General features: G+C 69.6%; 16 protein-coding genes and 1 pseudogene. 9 read left to right on the forward strand and 8 right to left on the reverse strand.

What is annotated here, in order from left to right; genetic code table 11:
• The 3 genes from GA0115259_RS27500 to GA0115259_RS27510 all read left to right on the forward strand — a co-directional run.
• On the forward strand, positions 1 to 1,141 hold a 1,141-nt coding region (locus tag GA0115259_RS27500), incomplete at its 5' end, for a S1C family serine protease (RefSeq protein WP_141716709.1).
• Positions 1,142 to 1,268: 127 nt separating this feature from the next.
• A complete protein-coding gene (locus GA0115259_RS27505; RefSeq protein WP_093602039.1) occupies positions 1,269 to 1,730 on the forward strand; it encodes a sec-independent translocase in 462 nt (153 codons plus the stop codon).
• 116 nt (positions 1,731 to 1,846) lie between these two features.
• Positions 1,847 to 2,512, forward strand: a complete 666-nt coding sequence (locus GA0115259_RS27510; RefSeq protein WP_176732672.1) for a hypothetical protein — start codon at positions 1,847 to 1,849, stop codon at positions 2,510 to 2,512.
• A 129-nt stretch (positions 2,513 to 2,641) separates the two neighbouring features.
• Here the strand turns inward: GA0115259_RS27510 and GA0115259_RS27515 are convergent, their stop codons facing one another.
• The 3 genes from GA0115259_RS27515 to GA0115259_RS27525 form a co-directional block, all read right to left on the reverse strand.
• Entirely contained in the window at positions 2,642 to 3,802 is a 1,161-nt protein-coding gene (locus tag GA0115259_RS27515) for an Mrp/NBP35 family ATP-binding protein (protein WP_093602041.1), read from the reverse strand.
• Between the two features lie 63 nt (positions 3,803 to 3,865).
• Positions 3,866 to 4,450, reverse strand: a complete 585-nt coding sequence (locus tag GA0115259_RS27520; RefSeq protein WP_093602067.1) for a DUF1003 domain-containing protein — start codon at positions 4,448 to 4,450, stop codon at positions 3,866 to 3,868.
• A gap of 7 nt (positions 4,451 to 4,457) precedes the next feature.
• Positions 4,458 to 5,741, reverse strand: coding sequence for a magnesium transporter MgtE N-terminal domain-containing protein (locus GA0115259_RS27525; protein WP_093602043.1), 1,284 nt, complete (start codon positions 5,739 to 5,741; stop codon positions 4,458 to 4,460).
• Positions 5,742 to 5,958: 217 nt separating this feature from the next.
• Here GA0115259_RS27525 and GA0115259_RS27530 point away from each other — a divergent pair, with 217 nt between their 5' ends.
• Entirely contained in the window at positions 5,959 to 6,747 is a 789-nt protein-coding gene (locus tag GA0115259_RS27530; RefSeq protein ID WP_256098168.1) for a hypothetical protein, read from the forward strand.
• Between the two features lie 86 nt (positions 6,748 to 6,833).
• Here the strand turns inward: GA0115259_RS27530 and GA0115259_RS27535 are convergent, their stop codons facing one another.
• Positions 6,834 to 7,361, reverse strand: coding sequence for a hypothetical protein (locus tag GA0115259_RS27535; protein WP_093602069.1), 528 nt, complete (start codon positions 7,359 to 7,361; stop codon positions 6,834 to 6,836).
• 79 nt (positions 7,362 to 7,440) lie between these two features.
• On the reverse strand, positions 7,441 to 8,565 hold the full coding sequence (locus GA0115259_RS27540) for a magnesium and cobalt transport protein CorA (protein ID WP_093602047.1): 1,125 nt from the start codon (positions 8,563 to 8,565) through the stop codon (positions 7,441 to 7,443).
• A 434-nt stretch (positions 8,566 to 8,999) separates the two neighbouring features.
• Here GA0115259_RS27540 and GA0115259_RS27545 point away from each other — a divergent pair, with 434 nt between their 5' ends.
• The 4 genes from GA0115259_RS27545 to GA0115259_RS27560 all read left to right on the forward strand — a co-directional run bounded on the left by GA0115259_RS27545 (position 9,000) and on the right by GA0115259_RS27560 (position 12,324).
• Positions 9,000 to 9,674, forward strand: a complete 675-nt coding sequence (locus GA0115259_RS27545; RefSeq protein ID WP_093602049.1) for a suppressor of fused domain protein — start codon at positions 9,000 to 9,002, stop codon at positions 9,672 to 9,674.
• Between the two features lie 162 nt (positions 9,675 to 9,836).
• The gene (locus GA0115259_RS27550; protein ID WP_093602051.1) at positions 9,837 to 10,475 is read left to right on the forward strand and encodes a DUF6758 family protein; all 639 of its coding nucleotides are present in this window, start codon (positions 9,837 to 9,839) and stop codon (positions 10,473 to 10,475) included.
• 194 nt (positions 10,476 to 10,669) lie between these two features.
• The gene (locus GA0115259_RS27555) at positions 10,670 to 11,539 is read left to right on the forward strand and encodes a PHP domain-containing protein (protein WP_093602053.1); all 870 of its coding nucleotides are present in this window, start codon (positions 10,670 to 10,672) and stop codon (positions 11,537 to 11,539) included.
• Positions 11,540 to 11,718: 179 nt separating this feature from the next.
• Positions 11,719 to 12,324: a MarC family protein gene (locus GA0115259_RS27560; RefSeq protein WP_093602055.1), complete on the forward strand. Its 606-nt coding sequence runs from the start codon at positions 11,719 to 11,721 to the stop codon at positions 12,322 to 12,324.
• Positions 12,325 to 12,463: 139 nt separating this feature from the next.
• Here GA0115259_RS27560 and GA0115259_RS40625 read toward each other — a convergent pair whose 3' ends face one another.
• Positions 12,464 to 12,616, reverse strand: coding sequence for a hypothetical protein (locus tag GA0115259_RS40625; protein ID WP_093602057.1), 153 nt, complete (start codon positions 12,614 to 12,616; stop codon positions 12,464 to 12,466).
• 190 nt (positions 12,617 to 12,806) lie between these two features.
• Between GA0115259_RS40625 and GA0115259_RS27570 the strand changes: the two genes are divergently transcribed.
• Complete coding sequence (locus tag GA0115259_RS27570; RefSeq protein WP_093602059.1) at positions 12,807 to 13,736, forward strand: NYN domain-containing protein; 930 nt, start codon at positions 12,807 to 12,809, stop codon at positions 13,734 to 13,736.
• Between the two features lie 66 nt (positions 13,737 to 13,802).
• Here the strand turns inward: GA0115259_RS27570 and GA0115259_RS27575 are convergent, their stop codons facing one another.
• The gene (locus tag GA0115259_RS27575; protein ID WP_093602061.1) at positions 13,803 to 14,657 is read right to left on the reverse strand and encodes an alpha/beta fold hydrolase; all 855 of its coding nucleotides are present in this window, start codon (positions 14,655 to 14,657) and stop codon (positions 13,803 to 13,805) included.
• 76 nt (positions 14,658 to 14,733) lie between these two features.
• A pseudogene (locus GA0115259_RS40630) lies at positions 14,734 to 15,199 on the reverse strand (ATP-dependent helicase); the annotation flags it as partial.

Raw genomic sequence — 15,199 nt, forward strand, 5'->3', positions numbered from 1 at the left:
GCCGCTGACCCACCACGGCGAGCCGCGGCCGACCAAGCGGCGCCGGGCCGGAGTCGCGGGCGCGGTCCTGCTCGCGTTCGCCGGCTGTGTGCTGGGCGGCGCGGTCGGTGCGTACATCGAGCGCAACGACGGCTTCACCAGCGTCGAACTCCCGCAGGCGGAACGGGAGTCCGGCGGCCGGGCGCCCGACAGTGTCGCGGGCATCGCCGCCAGCGCCCTGCCCAGCGTCGTCACCCTCCATGTCAGCGGCAGCGACGAACAGGGCACCGGCACGGGCTTCGTCCTCGACCGGCAGGGCCACATCCTGACGAACAACCATGTCGTCCAGCCCGCGGGATCCTCCGGCGAGATATCCGTCACGTTCAGCGGCGGCCAGACCGCCAAGGCCGAACTGGTCGGCAAGGACAGCGGCTACGACCTCGCCGTCGTCAAGGTCACCGGAGTCTCCGGACTCAAGCCGCTGCCGCTGGGCAACTCCGACAATGTCCGGGTCGGCGATCCGGTCGTGGCCATCGGCGCTCCCTTCGACCTGTCCAACACCGTGACTTCCGGGATCATCAGCGCCAAGGAGCGCCCGATCACCGCGGGCGGTGAGAGCGGCGACGGCAGTGATGTGAGCTATGTCGACGCCCTTCAGACCGACGCCCCGATCAATCCCGGCAATTCCGGCGGTCCTCTGGTGGACACCCGGGCCCGGGTCATCGGTATCAACAGCGCCATCCGCGCCGCGGACAGCGGCGCGGGCCCCGACGGCGGCCAGTCGGGATCCATCGGTCTCGGCTTCGCGATACCCATCAACCAGGGCAAGCGCGTCGCCGAGGAGCTGATCAACACCGGCAAGGCCACCCATCCCGTGATCGGTGTCAGCCTCGACATGGAGTACGCGGGCGACGGCGCCCGGGTCGGTACGAAGGCTGCCGACGGCGGTCCCGCGGTGACCTCCGGCGGTCCCGGCGCCAAGGCCGGGATCCAGGCGGGAGACGTCATCACCGAGGTGGACGGCCGGCGCGTGCACAGCGGCGAGGAGCTGATCGTCAAGATCCGCGCCCACCGCCCGGGCGACCGGCTGGAGCTGACACTGCTCCGCGGCGGCCGGGAAAGGACCTTGACGGTGGCCCTGGGCTCCGCGGACGGCACCTGACGGACACCCGAAGGTACCGCCCGGACAGGTGCGCCAGGTACCGTGGAGCGGCCCGGACCTCGACCACTTCAGGCCAGGACGGCCCTGACCTCCGTCCGCGTACATGGAGAACACAAGGAGCAGCAAGGTGTTCAATGACATCGGCGCACTTGAGCTGGTCACGATCGTGGTCCTCGCGGTGCTCGTGTTCGGCCCGGAGAAGCTGCCCAAGGTCATCCAGGACGCCTCGCGCTTCATCCGCAAGGTCCGCGAGTTCTCCGAGAGCGCCAAGGAGGACATCCGCTCCGAGCTGGGCCCGGAGTTCAAGGACTTCGACTTCGAGGACCTCAATCCCAAGACGTTCGTCCGCAAGCAGCTCATGGACAACGACGATCTGGGACTGAAGGAGATCCGCAGCAGCTTCGATCTCCGCAAGGAGATCGCCGATGTGGCCGACGCGGTGAACGGCCATGAGAGTGGCTCCGCGGCGGACGTGCCGGTGGCTCCGATCGCCTCGGCGAATGGTTCCTCCAGCACTCCCGACCTGCTCAAGAAGCGCGAGAAGCCCGCTCGGGACGACCGCCCGCCCTTCGACGCAGACGCCACCTGAGCCCCATCAATCCCGGCGAGCCGGTACGGGGTGGCTATCCTCCATCTGTCCGGCAGTGAGGCGCCCGTCGGGGGCGGGCCGCTGCGGACGCGAGAGATCGAGGAGGCGCCGGCCAGATGGAGACGACAAGCCGGACAGAGGCGCGGAGCGCCAGTTCATCCACCGTCGACGGAGCGCCGGTGCTCGCGCGCCGCACGGTCGCGGAGTATCTGCGCGCTCCGTTCCCGTGGTACGGACTGGACGACGCGTTCACCGGGCCGCGCTGGCTGATGCAGGTCGGAGCCACGGCCGACGGCACCGTACGGCACGGCTCCACCGGCCATGGTGAGGAGCCGTCGATAAGGCCGGATCCCGCCTCGGCGGACCAGGAGCGCTTCGCGGTGGTGATCACGGTGGCCATCAGCCCCGAGCGCCGCAGCGGTGACGGCAGCGGACATCTCGACGCCACCACCGCCTCCTCGGCCGCCTGGCTGGCCGGCTCGGGCCTGCTCTCCGCGACCTGGCCGCCGCAGCTCGACCACACCCTGCGCGACGACTGGCTGAACCAGCAGACGGAAGCCGCGTTCGAGCTGGCCGACGATCTGGAGGGGCCCGCCTGGTCGGTGCTCTCGCTGCCGGTCGACGGAGTGCCGACGCCCTTCCACTACCGCGAGTCCGAGTCCGGCTGGGTGCTGGCCGGATCGACGAGCGGCGATGTGCACATCGGGGCGTACGGCCGTGGGATGAGCGCGTACGGCCTCGGCTTCTCGGTGATCGAGGACATCCGCTCGTACGACGCGTAAGGGCTCCCGTATGGCCTGTACGGCCCGTAGGGAGCCACCTCAGGGCAACATGTAAGGGGCGACCGCCGTTGCGGTCGCCCCTTACACATGCTCGTCACTCATGCTCGTACGGGCGTGCCCGCACGGCTCTCAGAACTTGTTGCGCGGCGTGATTCCCAGCGACATGCCCGCCAGACCGCGCTGCCTGCCGCCCAGCTTGCCCGCGATCTCGCGCAGCGCCGTCGCCGCCGGCGAATCGGGATCGGAGAGCACGATCGGCTTGCCCTCGTCGCCGCCTTCCCGCAGCCGTACGTCGATGGGGATCGCGCCCAGCACCGGCACCGTGGCGCCCGTCGTCCTCGTCAGCCCTTCTGCGACCACCTTGCCGCCGCCCGTGCCGAAGACATCGATCATCTCGTCGCAGTGCGGACAGGGCAGACCGGACATGTTCTCGACCACGCCGACGATCTTCTGATGGGTCTGTACGGCGATGGAGCCGGCCCGCTCCGCGACCTCCGCCGCGGCCTGCTGCGGAGTCGTGACCACGAGGATCTCCGCGTTCGGCACCAGCTGCGCCACCGAGATCGCGATATCGCCCGTCCCCGGCGGCAGATCGAGCAGCAGCACATCCAGATCGCCCCAGTACACATCCGCGAGGAACTGCTGGAGCGCGCGGTGCAGCATCGGTCCGCGCCACACCACGGGCGAATTGCCCGGTGTGAACATACCGATGGAGATCACCTTCACACCGTTCGCCGACGGCGGCATGATCATGTTCTCGACCTGGGTGGGCCGGCCCTCGGTGCCGAGCATCCGCGGCACACTGTGGCCGTAGATGTCCGCGTCGACCACTCCGACCTTCAGCCCGTCGGCCGCCATCGCCGCGGCCAGATTGACCGTCACCGAGGACTTGCCGACGCCGCCCTTGCCCGACGCCACCGCGTACACCCTGGTCAGCGAGCCGGGCTTGGCGAACGGCACCTCACGCTCGGCGGTGCCGCCGCGCAGCGACGCCGTCAGCTCACGCCGCTGCTCGTCGCTCATCACATCCAGCGTGACGTCGACCCGGGTCACGCCCTCGACCCGGGCGACCGCCTCCGTGACGCTGCGGGTGATCGTGTCGCGCATCGGGCAGCCGGACACCGTGAGATACACCGTGACAGCCACCGCGCCGTCCGCGCCGATCTCCACGGATTTGACCATCCCGAGATCGGTGATGGGCCGGTGGATCTCGGGGTCGTTCACCGTCGCCAGCGCGGCGCGCACCGCGTCCTCCGCGGGGACGGCGGTTCCGTACGTGTCGGTAGCCATACCCAGATGGTACGGCGCCCGGCGCCGCCACGGGAAAGGCCGGCAGCTGTCTGGCAGTGTCCGTCAGTGGTCGGAGTCCTCGCGGCCATGGACGGTCTCGGCCGGGAACACCACCCGGTGTTCCACCATGTCCCGCACCAGATCCTGGAGTTCGGACCGGATCCAGTCGCGTGTGGCGACCTCGCCGAGGCCCATCCGCAGCGCCGCGATCTCCCGGGTCAGATACTCCGTGTCCGCGATGGAGCGCTCGTTCTGCTTGCGCTCCTGCTCATGGGTGACCCGGTCCCGGTCGTCCTGGCGGTTCTGCGCCAGCAGGATCAACGGCGCGGCGTACGAGGCCTGGAGGGACAGCATCAGCGTCAGGAAGATGAACGGATACGGGTCCCAGCGCAGCCACACCGGCGCGGTGACGTTCCAGACGAGCCACATGGCGATGATCAGCGTCATCCAGACGATGAAGCGGCCCGTGCCCAGAAAGCGGGCGATCCGCTCCGAGAGCACTCCGAAGGCCTCGGGATCGTATTCGGGCAGCAGCTTGCGGCGCGGGGGCAGCGGCTGGTCGAGACGGTTCCGGCCGCCGCGTGTCAGTGCCGTCGATCCCATGCCGGGCATGGCCCGCGCGCGCTCCCGGCCGCCGTCCCTGTCCATACGGTGGTCACTCACCACGGCCCACCGCCTCCTCCTCCAGGCCGTGGTAGTCCGTCTCGCGCCAGTCGTCCGGCAGCATGTGGTCGAGTACGTCGTCGACGGTCACCGCGCCGAGCAGCGAGCCGCCGTCGTCCACCACGGGCGCCGAGACCATGTTGTACGCGGCGAGGAAGCTGGTGATCGAGGAGAGCGGAGTCTCCGGGTGCAGCGGCGGCAGATCGCTGTCCACGATCGAGCTGACCAGGGTGTACGGCGGCTCCCGCAGCAGCCGCTGGAAGTGGACCGTACCCAGATATCTGCCCGTCGGTGTCTCGTCCGGCGGCCGGCACACATAGACCTGTGCGGCGAGCGAGGGCGAGAGATCCTGCTGCCGTACCCGGGCCAGCGCGTCGGCGACCGTCGCGTCCGGCCGCAGCACGATCGGATCGGTCGTCATCAGACCGCCCGCGGTCCGCTCCTCGTACGACATCAGCCGCCGGACGTCCGCCGCGTCGTCCGGCCGCATCAGCGTCAGCAGCCGCTCCTTGTCCGCCTCGGGCAGCTCGGAGAGCAGATCGGCCGCGTCGTCCGGATCCATCGCCTCCAGCACATCGGCCGCGCGCTCCTCCTCCAGCTTGCCGAGGATCTCCACCTGGTCGTCCTCGGGCAGCTCCTCCATCACATCCGCGAGCCGGTCGTCGTCCAGCGCCGCGGCCACCTCGGCCCGCCGCTTCGGTGTGAGGTGGTGCATCGCGTTGGCGAGATCGGCCGGGCGCAGCCGCTCGAAGGTGGCGACGAGATTCTCCGCGCCCTGCCCTTCCTCCTCCAGCGAGAAACCGGTGACCGCCGACCACTCGACCGTCAGCGCCTCTCCGCGCCTCCGCAGCGCGCCGCCCTTCCTGCCGCGCCGTACATAGACCTTGTCGATCTCCCAGTCGCGGCGGGCCGGGAGCTGGCGGACCGCCACATCGAGGACCGTCACCTCCTCGCCGCTCTCCACCAGCCGCACCCGCCGGTCCAGCAGCTCGCCGAGGACCAGACGCTCCGTAGGGCGCTGCTCGAAGCGCCGTACGTTCAGCACGCCGGTGGTGATCACCTGGCCCGACTCGATACCGGTCACACGTGTCATGGGCAGGAAGATCCGGCGCCGGGTGAGCGCCTCGACGACCAGACCGAGCAGCCGCGGCGGCCGGCGGCCGACCCGCAGCATCGCCACCAGATCGCGGACCCGGCCCACCTGGTCGCCGCTGGGATCGAAGACCGGCGCACCGGCCAGATGCGAGACGAAGATCCGAGGAGCGCCAGCGGCCATCGCGCGCGCCTCCTTGTCCCTGAGCGCTTGTCCCTGAATGTCCTTCTATCCAGCGTGATAACGGGTTCAGGCTAGCCCGTACCGGTGCGGTACGCCCTGGTGGAACGGTCCGTACGGCGTGCGCACGGCGTCGGTACGGCTCTCTGTCGAGCGGTGCGGACAGCCCGGGTACGCTGCGGTCTGCCAGCCGCCACCGCGTATGAGAGGCAGTGTGTCTGTGTCCCTTCTCCTGTCGTCCGGCCGTGTCCGCCGGACCGCACTCCCCGTCGCGCTCTGCGTGGGGCTGGCCGCCGTACTGACGGCGTGCGGTGAGGATCCGGACAAGGGAACGAACGGTGTCGGGAAGCTCACCGCCACCGAGATCGAGAGAAAGGCGCAGTCGGCGGCGGACGGCGCGAGCGCGGTCCGGCTCTCCGGCTCGCTGGTGAGCAACGGCGAGACCTACAAACTCAATATGCAGCTCAAGGCGGACGGCGGCATCGGTTCGGTCATCTCGAAGGACAGCACCTTCCAGCTCCTGCGGATCGAGGACGAGCTGTATCTGAAGGCCGACGCCGGCTTCTGGAGCCATGCGGACAACAGCGACGACGGTGGCGGCGACAGCGCGAGCGCAGCGCCCAGCGAGGCAGATTCCGCGGTCGCGGACAAGCTCCAGGACAAGTATGTGAAGGTCCCGGAGGACGATCCGTCGTACAAGCAGCTCAGCGGCTTCACGGACAAGAATGTGCTGCTCGACGGGATACTGACGCTGCACGGCAAGCTGACCAAGGGCGACCGCGACCGGATCGGCGGTCTGCGGACCGTCAAGGTCAACGGCGGCGAGGGCGACGGCGGGACGCTGGACGTCTCGCTGGAGGGCGTGCCGTATCCGCTGCAACTGGTACGCGCGGGCGGCGCCGGCACGGTCACGCTCTCCGACTGGGGCAAGGACTTCGTGCTGGAGGCACCGGCGAAGAGCGAGACCGTCGACTACGGCAGCCGTCTGCCGAAGGCCGAGGACCAGTGACGGCCGGCCCGGGACAGGGCGGCACGGGAGCGGGCCGGGCCGTCCGTCGCGACCGTCCGGCTGTCGTCTGTCCTTGGTCGTGGTCCTCAGTCGCCGGACGGGCGGGATCTCCTCAGAAGCAGCCGCCCGAGTGAGGCCGGCGCGGGCTGACGAGTTGTCGCCACCGTCGGCAGCGGCACGGCGGCCTGTGAGTCCGACGGCAGGTCGGTGGTCATGTCCTGAGGCGTCAGCCGCAGCACCCGGCACTCACGCGCCCAGCGCTCCGGCATCTCCTCCGCGTCCGGCGCGTTGAGCCGCTTGCCCTTGAGCTCGGCGACGGCCGTCTCCCAGTCCGCCGAGTGCGGAGGAAGTTCGGCCACGGCCGCGGTCCAGACGACCAGCCGGCCGCCCTTGTCCTTGCTGCGTACGGTCACCTCGGCGGTGGAGCCGTCGGCGAGCCCCGGCAGCGGCTGCTCCCCGGGACCGTCGCCGACCAGATAGGTGGCGCCTTTATGCCAGATGTGCCACAGCGCGCGGCCGGGACCTGGGCCCCGCACCCAGATGAGGGCGGACTTCTTGGTGGCCTCCTCGACAAGCGCCTGGCCGAGCGCCTGGCCGAGCTGCGGATCTGTCATGCCACGCAGCTTAACGGCCGCCTCGGACACCCGGCCGTACACCGTCCGGACAGGACCTGGTACACCGCCCGGACCGAGGTCAGAGCCAGCCGTTGCGCTTGAGCGTGCGATGGATCGTCACACAGACGACCGCGATCGCGCCGAGCACCATCGGATAACCGAACTTCCAGTGCAGCTCCGGCATGTGATCGAAGTTCATGCCGTAGATCCCGCAGATGGCCGTCGGGACGGCGATGATGGCCGCCCAGGATGTGATCTTGCGCATGTCCTCGTTCTGCGCGACGGTCGCCTGCGCCAGATTCGCCTGGAGGATCGAGTTCAGCAGTTCGTCGAAGCCGATGACCTGCTCGTGCACCTGCGCGAGATGGTCGGCGACATCGCGGAAGTACTTCTGGATGTCCGGGTCCACCAGCCGCATCGGCCGCTCGCTCAGGAGCTGCATCGGCCGCAGCAGCGGAGAGGCGGCCCGCTTGAACTCCAGTACCTCGCGCTTGAGCTGATAGATCCGCCCGGCGTCGGAGCCGCGCGGACTGCCCTTCGCGGGCGCGGAGAAGACATCGATCTCGACCTCGTCGATGTCGTCCTGCACGGCCGCAGCCACCGCGATATATCCGTCGACCACATGGTCGGCGATGGAGTGCAGCACGGCCGAGGGCCCTTTGGCGAGCAACTCCTCGTCCTCCTCCAGACGGTGGCGCAGGGCGCGCAGTGAGCCCTTGCCGCCGTGCCGGACGGTGATGACGAAGTCCCGTCCGGTGAAGCACATGACCTCACCGGTCTCCACGACCTCGCTGGTCGCGGTCAGTTCGGTGTGCTCGACATAGTGGATGGTCTTGAAGACCGTGAACAAGGTGTCGTCGTACCGCTCCAGCTTGGGCCGCTGATGCGCGTGCACCGCGTCCTCGACCGCGAGCGGGTGGAGCCCGAACTCGGCCGCGATACCGGCGAATTCCTCCTCGGTCGGCTCATGGAGGCCGATCCAGGCGAAGCCGCCGCCGTCCCGTACCCGCAGCATCGCCTCATGAGGCGTGACACACGGGTCCTCCATCACCCGCCGGCCCTTGCGGTAGACCGCGCAGTCGACCACCGCGCTCGACGCGGACGGATCACGGGTGGCGTCGTACGAGTCGTACTTGCTGTAGGCGGCGGTGCTCTTGCGCAGGGCCGGGCGGACCACTGCGCGCAGGTCTCGGATCATCGACATGGCGGGCTCCTTCACGGAGAGGCCGTCGGCGAGGTGGCACAGCCCGGAATGGGGACGTGGTGCGTACGTCCGCAAAGCGGGCGGCACCGCGAGGTCGCGGTGACGGCGTTCGCTACAGACAGGCGGAAAACACAGAGAAGAAAGGAGTGCTCTTCCGTCGTGCGAAGTGCCGTGCCCGGACGGGCTGAGGCCTCAGATCCCCGGGACCCGGGTCACCGGGACAGGAGCGGGGCGGAAGAGCGGCTGGTACTGGCCGGGTGACTTCGATCCACCGCAGCCCCACCTCCTCCGGCCGGTCCCCCGTGGGGGATGACGTGATGTCGGGACTGGAGAGCGACGCTTCCGCACGCTGTCCCGACCAGCGGCCAAGACTATCAGCAGACAGACGTCAATCCCTTCCTCTGCCCGATTCATATGCGATCTATGCTCGCCGTATGGGAGAAATTCTTGCTCTGGTGGAGGCCAGGCTGCGCACGGCGCTGGGCGAACCGGACGCGCGGGCCTCGGTGACCTTCCTGGGGACGGACCGTATCGAGGTGCTGCGCTTCCAGGACTCCCGGACCCAGGACTCCCGGAGCGGTTCTCCGGACGGCGGTTCTCCGGATGCCGGTTCCGTGTGGGACGGCGGCTCCGCGAGCGGCCCGGACGCGGTGGTGAGGTATGTCACGCTCGGGATGTCGGCACAGCCGATGGCGGATCCGTCGGCGCTGCTCGCCGATACGGTGAAAGGGCCCAGGGCGGAGCTGATCATCACCGTACGGGCAGGGCTCGCCGAGACCGACCAGGTGCTGCGTCCGCTGGCCACACTCGCCGCGTCTCCGCAGGTCGAGGGCGTGGTCGTGGCCTCGGGCGGCTCGCTGGACCTCGGTGCGCCGCTTTGGCCGGGAGCGCCGTTCCAGTCGGTGCTGGTGGGAGAGTCCGGCGGACTGGTGCCGGACCTGGAACTGGACGCTCCGCTGGAGCCGGTACGTTTTCTGCCGCTGCTGCCGATGACACCGAACGAGGCGGCGTGGAAACGGGTCAGAGGCGCGCAGGAGCTTCAGGAGCGCTGGCTGGCCAACGGCACGGATCTGCGCGATCCGCTGCGCCGCTCCACATCCCTGGACTGATCGGACTGATCGCCGGCAGCGCCGGACCGATCCCGGCGGACTCCCTGCGGACCGGTCCACGGCGGAACGCGGTTGTTCAGTTCCGCTCAGTTCCCGGGCGACTCCCGCCGGAAGGGTGATCGTCCTTGACGCGGCGTCGGCCGGGGAGGACCGTGGGGCGCTATGAGGGGCGAACCCAGTTGCCCGAAGTGCGGTGGCCGGGTCAGGGCGCCCGGTCTTTTCGCCGACTCCTGGCAGTGTGATGTGCACGGCACCGTGCATCCGCTCCAGCCTGTGATACCGCCCAGCGTCGAGGCCCTCGGTGTCGTGGTGCACCGCGCCCAGGTGCCGGTCTGGATGCCCTGGCCGCTGCCCGTCGGCTGGCTCTACACCGGAGTGGCGTACGCGGGCGACGACCGCAGCGGAGGCCGTGCCACCGCCGTAGCCTGCTCGGGTCCTGGCCCGCTCGGCGGCATGGGCGAGCTGCTGCTGGTCGCGGAGGAGCTGGGAGTCGGGCTGGGAGCCCGGTACGCCGGGATCGACGGACCCGATCCCGGGCCGCACATCGGGGTCGACAAGCCTCCGCAGGCCAAGTTGCTCGCCGCGGGCCGGCCCACACCGCTGTGGCATGTCGCCCAAGCGCCGGACGACCGGGCGGTCTTCGCGGGCGAGGCGCTCGGACTGTGGCTCTGGGCGATCGTCTGGCCCGAGCAGTCGGGACTGCTGCTCTACGACGAACTGGTGCTGACCGATCTGCGGGACGCGGGCGCCGAGGTGGAACTGCTGCCGTGCGGCGCGCTGTCGCCGCGACTGCTGTCCTGACCGTCGCAGGCCAGAACGCCGTATGCCAGGACCATCGGATGTCCTGACCGCCCGGTTCCGTTCCAGGACCGTCGCCTTCCGGGCCGGACCGTGGGCGTCCGGGCTGTTCGAATCTCCCGTTATCCTTGAGCGTCCCCGTTCCTGAGTGTCCCCGGTCCGTCCCTTGTCCGCCCCGAGCTCCCGGAGTACGCGTCGTGCGCATCGATCTGCACACCCACTCCACGGCCTCGGACGGTACGGACACTCCGGCCGAGCTGGTCCGTAACGCGGCTGCCGCCGGGCTCGATGTCGTCGCCCTGACCGACCACGACTCCACGCGCGGCCACGCCGAGGCGATCGCCGCGCTCGCGGATCTCGACCGTGACCTCACGCTGGTGACCGGCGCCGAGCTGTCCTGCCGGCTCGACGGCATCAGCCTGCACATGCTCGCCTATCTCTTCGACCCGGACGAGCCCGAACTGCTGCGCGAGCGCGAGCTGGTACGGGACGACCGGGTGCCCAGGGCGCGGACGATGGTCGGCAAGCTCCAGGAGCTGGGCGTTCCGATCACCTGGGAGCAGGTGGCCCGGATCGCGGGCGACGCCTCCCTCGGACGTCCGCACATCGCCACGGCCCTGGTCGAACTCGGTGTCGTCGAGACGGTGTCCGACGCCTTCACGCCCGAGTGGCTGGCCAATGGCGGACGCGCCTACGCCGAGAAGCACGAACTCGATCCGTTCGAGGCGATCCGCCTGGTCAAGGCCGCCGGCGGAGTCACCGTCTTCGCGCATCCGCAGGCCGTCAAGCGCGGCGAGGTCGTGCCGGACTCCGCGGTCGCGCGGTTCGCCGCGGCCGGTCTCGACGGTATCGAGGTCGACCACATCGACCACGACGCACCGACGCGGGCCCGGCTGCGCGACCAGGCCGCCGAGCTCGGGCTGCTGGTCACCGGCTCCAGCGACTACCACGGCAGCCGGAAGTCCGTGGCACTCGGCGCGTGCACGACCGATCCGGAGATCTACGGCGAGATCACCCGGCGCGCGTCCGGCGCGTTCCCGGTACCGGGCGCGGGCGGACGGGCCTAGGCAGCGCGTGCCTGACCGGACCTGAGTGCCCGGCCCTCAGCCCGCCTCGGGCGCCGTCGCCTCGGGCCCGTACGTAACAGCCCGCTCGTACGGGCCACTTCGCCGCGCGTCGCGGCCCTTCCTCTTCCTCGCTCGCTGTCCTCGCTCGCTCCGCCCACTCTTCCCGCAAGGCCTTCACCGTGTTCGATGTCGCCGTTTTCGGATCTCTCTTTCTGACTCTCTTCGTGATCATGGATCCGCCCGGGATCACGCCCATATTCCTCGCCCTCACCTCGGGACGTCCCGCCAAGGTCCAGCGCGCCATGGCCTGGCAGGCGGTGGCCGTCGCCTTCGGCGTGATCACCGTCTTCGGGATTCTGGGCCAGCGGATCCTGGACTATCTCCATGTCTCCGTACCGGCGCTGATGATCGCCGGCGGGCTGCTTCTGCTTCTCATCGCGCTCGATCTGCTCACCGGCAAGAACGATGAGCCGAAGCAGACCAAGGACGTCAATGTGGCGCTCGTACCGCTCGGCATGCCGCTGCTGGCCGGGCCCGGCGCGATCGTGTCCGTCATCCTCGCCGTGCAGCATGCCGACGGCGCGGCGGCGCAGCTCTCGGTCTGGGCCGCGATCGTCGCGATGCACGGCGTGCTGTGGCTGACGATGCGCTACTCGCTGGTGATCATCCGGCTGATCAGGGACGGAGGTGTGGTGCTGGTGACACGGCTGGCCGGGATGATGCTCTCGGCGATCGCCGTGCAGCAGATCATCAACGGCGTGACCCAGGTCGTACAAGGCGCCTGACCCGGGACACCTGACCCGGGCGCCCGTCCTCCGGCACGGCTCCGCAGGCTCCGCACACAGGCAGCGCCTCCGTACGAGTGATCCGTACAGAGGCGCTTCGTCTGCGGTGCGGTGAGGCGAACAGTGGTGAGGTGAGCGGTTATGAGGCCGAGTCTTCGGCCGGACGGATATAGATCCGCTGGCCCATCGCGGCGGCTTGCTGCACGATGCGGTTGACGGAGGCGGCGTCCACGACGGTGCTGTCCACGGCGGTGCCGTCGACATCGTCGAGTCGCATGATTTCGAAGCGCACAGGCTTCTCCCTTCGTCTGATCCTCCTGCTGGAGAACTGTGGGTGACGGGACATCCGTCGGTCGTTACGCGAACGCTGTTACGTGTAGCTTCAACGGGTTGCCCTCTGCAAATATTCCCTAGGCTAAGGAAATTCTCTGGGACGCTGACTACTGGCGGGTACGGTGTCGTCCACAGAAAATGAAACGCGTATGAACGAGGCAGAGATCAACCCACAGATCACCGAGACCAGTGAGATCACCGAGATCGCCGCCCGTCTTGAGCGGACCAACGAGCTGCTCCAGCGCATGCTCGCCGAGGTCGCCAAGACCCCGTCCACGCATGCCATCTTCGTGGACGCCGGTTACGTCTATGCTGCGGCCGGGTTGCTTGTAGCGGGCACCGAAGACCGACGGGCCTTTGATCTCGACGCCGAGGGCCTGATCGAGGCCTTCATCGACAAGGCCCGGATCATCTTCGCGGACAGCAGACTGCTCCGTGTCTACTGGTACGACGGCGCCCGGCGGCGGATCCACACGCCCGAGCAGCAGTCCATCGCGGAGCTGCCCGACGTCAAGGTCAGGCTCGGCAATCTCAACGCCAACAACCAGCAGAAGGGCGTCGACTCCCTGATCCGTACGGATCTCGAATCGCTCGCCCGGCACCGCGCGATCAGCGACGCGGCCCTGGTCGGCGGTGACGAGGACCTGGTGTCCGCGGTCGAGGCGGCGCAGGGCTACGGCGCTCGGGTCCATCTCTGGGGCATAGAGGCCGGCGAGGGACGCAACCAGGCCGAGCCGCTGCTGTGGGAGGTCGACAGCCAGCGCACCTTCGACCTGGAGTTCTGCAAGCCGTATGTCACCCGGCGCCCGGTCACGACGTACGAGCACGAGGGCGAGCCGCCGCCCTCCCGGGACCAGGTGCGCTTCATCGGCGCGCAGATCGCCGCGACCTGGCTGGCGGAGCGCGGCCGGGACGCGATGGGCGAGCTGCTGCCGGGCCATCCGTATCTGCCGGGCCCGGTGGACCAGGATCTGCTGATCGAGGCGGAGAGGCTGCTCCAGCGGTCGCTACGAGGCCACGCGATACTGCGGCGGTCGCTGCGGGACGGCTTCTGGCAGCACCTCCAGTCGCAGTACTGACCATCGCGGTACCGACCACTGATCGTCGCGGTACCGACCGGACAAGAGCGTTACCGCTCTCAGCTCTCAGTAGTGGCCGTCCCAGAAGTCCGTCAGCGCGGCGGCGGTCTCCAGCGGCCGGTCGGTGTTGGGCGAGTGCTGCGCACCCTCGATCACGCTCCTGCGCGCCTTGAGCCGCTCCGCCATCGCGTCGAGCAGCGGCAGCGGCCAGGTGTCGTCGCGCTCGCCGGACACCACATGCTTGGGCAGCGGCTGTACGGCGGCCAGCTCGTCCACCCGGTCGGGCTCCACGGAGAGCTGCCGTCCGGTGGCGATGAGCTGCGCCGGATTGGTCCGCAGCCAGCGCCGGCGCAGATCGTCACCGTCGACCGGAGTCACGTCGTCGTCGACGGCGGGTGTGTCCATCATGCGCATGGCCTCCCAGACCTGGGCCATGGTCATGGTCGCGAGCGCGTCGCTGAGCATCTTCACCCGCTCCTGCTGGGCCGGCGCGACCTGCGCGGGCCCCGAGGACATCAAGGTCAGCGAGAGGAACGGATTCCGGTCCAGCAGCACGGCGGCGCGGGCGATCTGCCCGCCGAGCGAGTGTCCGAGCAGATGGACGGGGGTGCCGATCGCCTCGGCCTGCGCCAGTACATCGGCGGCCAGCTCGCCCTGTGCGTAGGCCTCCGGAGTGTCCGGTCCGTCGGTCTCGTACTGTCCGCGGCCGTCCACGGCGAGGGCGCGATAGCCCGCCTCGGCGAACGGTTCGAGCAGTGCGATGAAGTCCTCCTTGCTGCCGGTGTACCCGGGCAGCAGAAGCACGGTTCCCTGGGGCTCACCCGTGGGCCTGCCGTCGAGCACGGCGAACCGGCCGCGCCGGGTCGACAGGCTACGGGCACGGGCGCAGGAGGGCGGGACAAAGCTGGACGGCCGACTCATGCGACGAGATTAGGCCCTGGCGGTACGCCGATGGCCCGGCACCCTGGGGCGTCGGGCCATCGGCGAAGTCCGTGGGTCAGCTCTCGGTCTTGGCCACGGTGGTGGTGGTCGTGGTGGTCGTCGTACGGGTACGGCGGCGGCGCGGCTTGGGCACCGCGTCTCCCTCCGGTGTCCCGTCGCCCGTCTCAACCGTGTCCGCCGCCTCGGCGACGGGCTTGGCGACGCGCGTACGCCGACGGGGCTTGGACTCCGCTGCTGAGGCCTCGGCCGGGTCGGCCACCGCCACCGTCTCCGCCGTGACGACTGCCTCGGCGGCGGCGGGCTTGGCGACCCGGGTCCGTCTGCGCGGCTTGGTCTCGGCGACGGCTACGGCGGTGTCAGCGCTGTTGACGGTGCTGACGGTGCTGGCGGCCACCGCCACGGGGGCCTCGACCGTCTCGACCGCTATGGTCGCTTCCGCGGCGGGCTTGGCGGCCCGCGTACGGCGACGGCGCGGCTTGGGCGCCGCCTCGGCCTCCGGCTGCTCGGGCGCCACCACCGGC

This window comes from Streptomyces sp. MnatMP-M17, from assembly GCF_900091995.1.
Classification (GTDB): Bacteria; Actinomycetota; Actinomycetes; order Streptomycetales; family Streptomycetaceae; genus Streptomyces.

Coding starts and splice junctions, on each gene's coding strand:
- GA0115259_RS27535 (WP_093602069.1), bottom strand. CDS start 7,361: ATGACAGATCCGCAGCTCGGCCAGGCGCTCGGCCAGGCGCTTGTCGAG.
- GA0115259_RS27515 (WP_093602041.1), bottom strand. CDS start 3,802: ATGGCTACCGACACGTACGGAACCGCCGTCCCCGCGGAGGACGCGGTG.
- GA0115259_RS27575 (WP_093602061.1), bottom strand. CDS start 14,657: ATGAGTCGGCCGTCCAGCTTTGTCCCGCCCTCCTGCGCCCGTGCCCGT.
- GA0115259_RS27510 (WP_176732672.1), top strand. CDS start 1,847: ATGGAGACGACAAGCCGGACAGAGGCGCGGAGCGCCAGTTCATCCACC.
- GA0115259_RS27570 (WP_093602059.1), top strand. CDS start 12,807: ATGAACGAGGCAGAGATCAACCCACAGATCACCGAGACCAGTGAGATC.
- GA0115259_RS27545 (WP_093602049.1), top strand. CDS start 9,000: ATGGGAGAAATTCTTGCTCTGGTGGAGGCCAGGCTGCGCACGGCGCTG.
- GA0115259_RS27525 (WP_093602043.1), bottom strand. CDS start 5,741: ATGGCCGCTGGCGCTCCTCGGATCTTCGTCTCGCATCTGGCCGGTGCG.
- GA0115259_RS27540 (WP_093602047.1), bottom strand. CDS start 8,565: ATGTCGATGATCCGAGACCTGCGCGCAGTGGTCCGCCCGGCCCTGCGC.
- GA0115259_RS27520 (WP_093602067.1), bottom strand. CDS start 4,450: ATGGACAGGGACGGCGGCCGGGAGCGCGCGCGGGCCATGCCCGGCATG.
- GA0115259_RS27550 (WP_093602051.1), top strand. CDS start 9,837: ATGAGGGGCGAACCCAGTTGCCCGAAGTGCGGTGGCCGGGTCAGGGCG.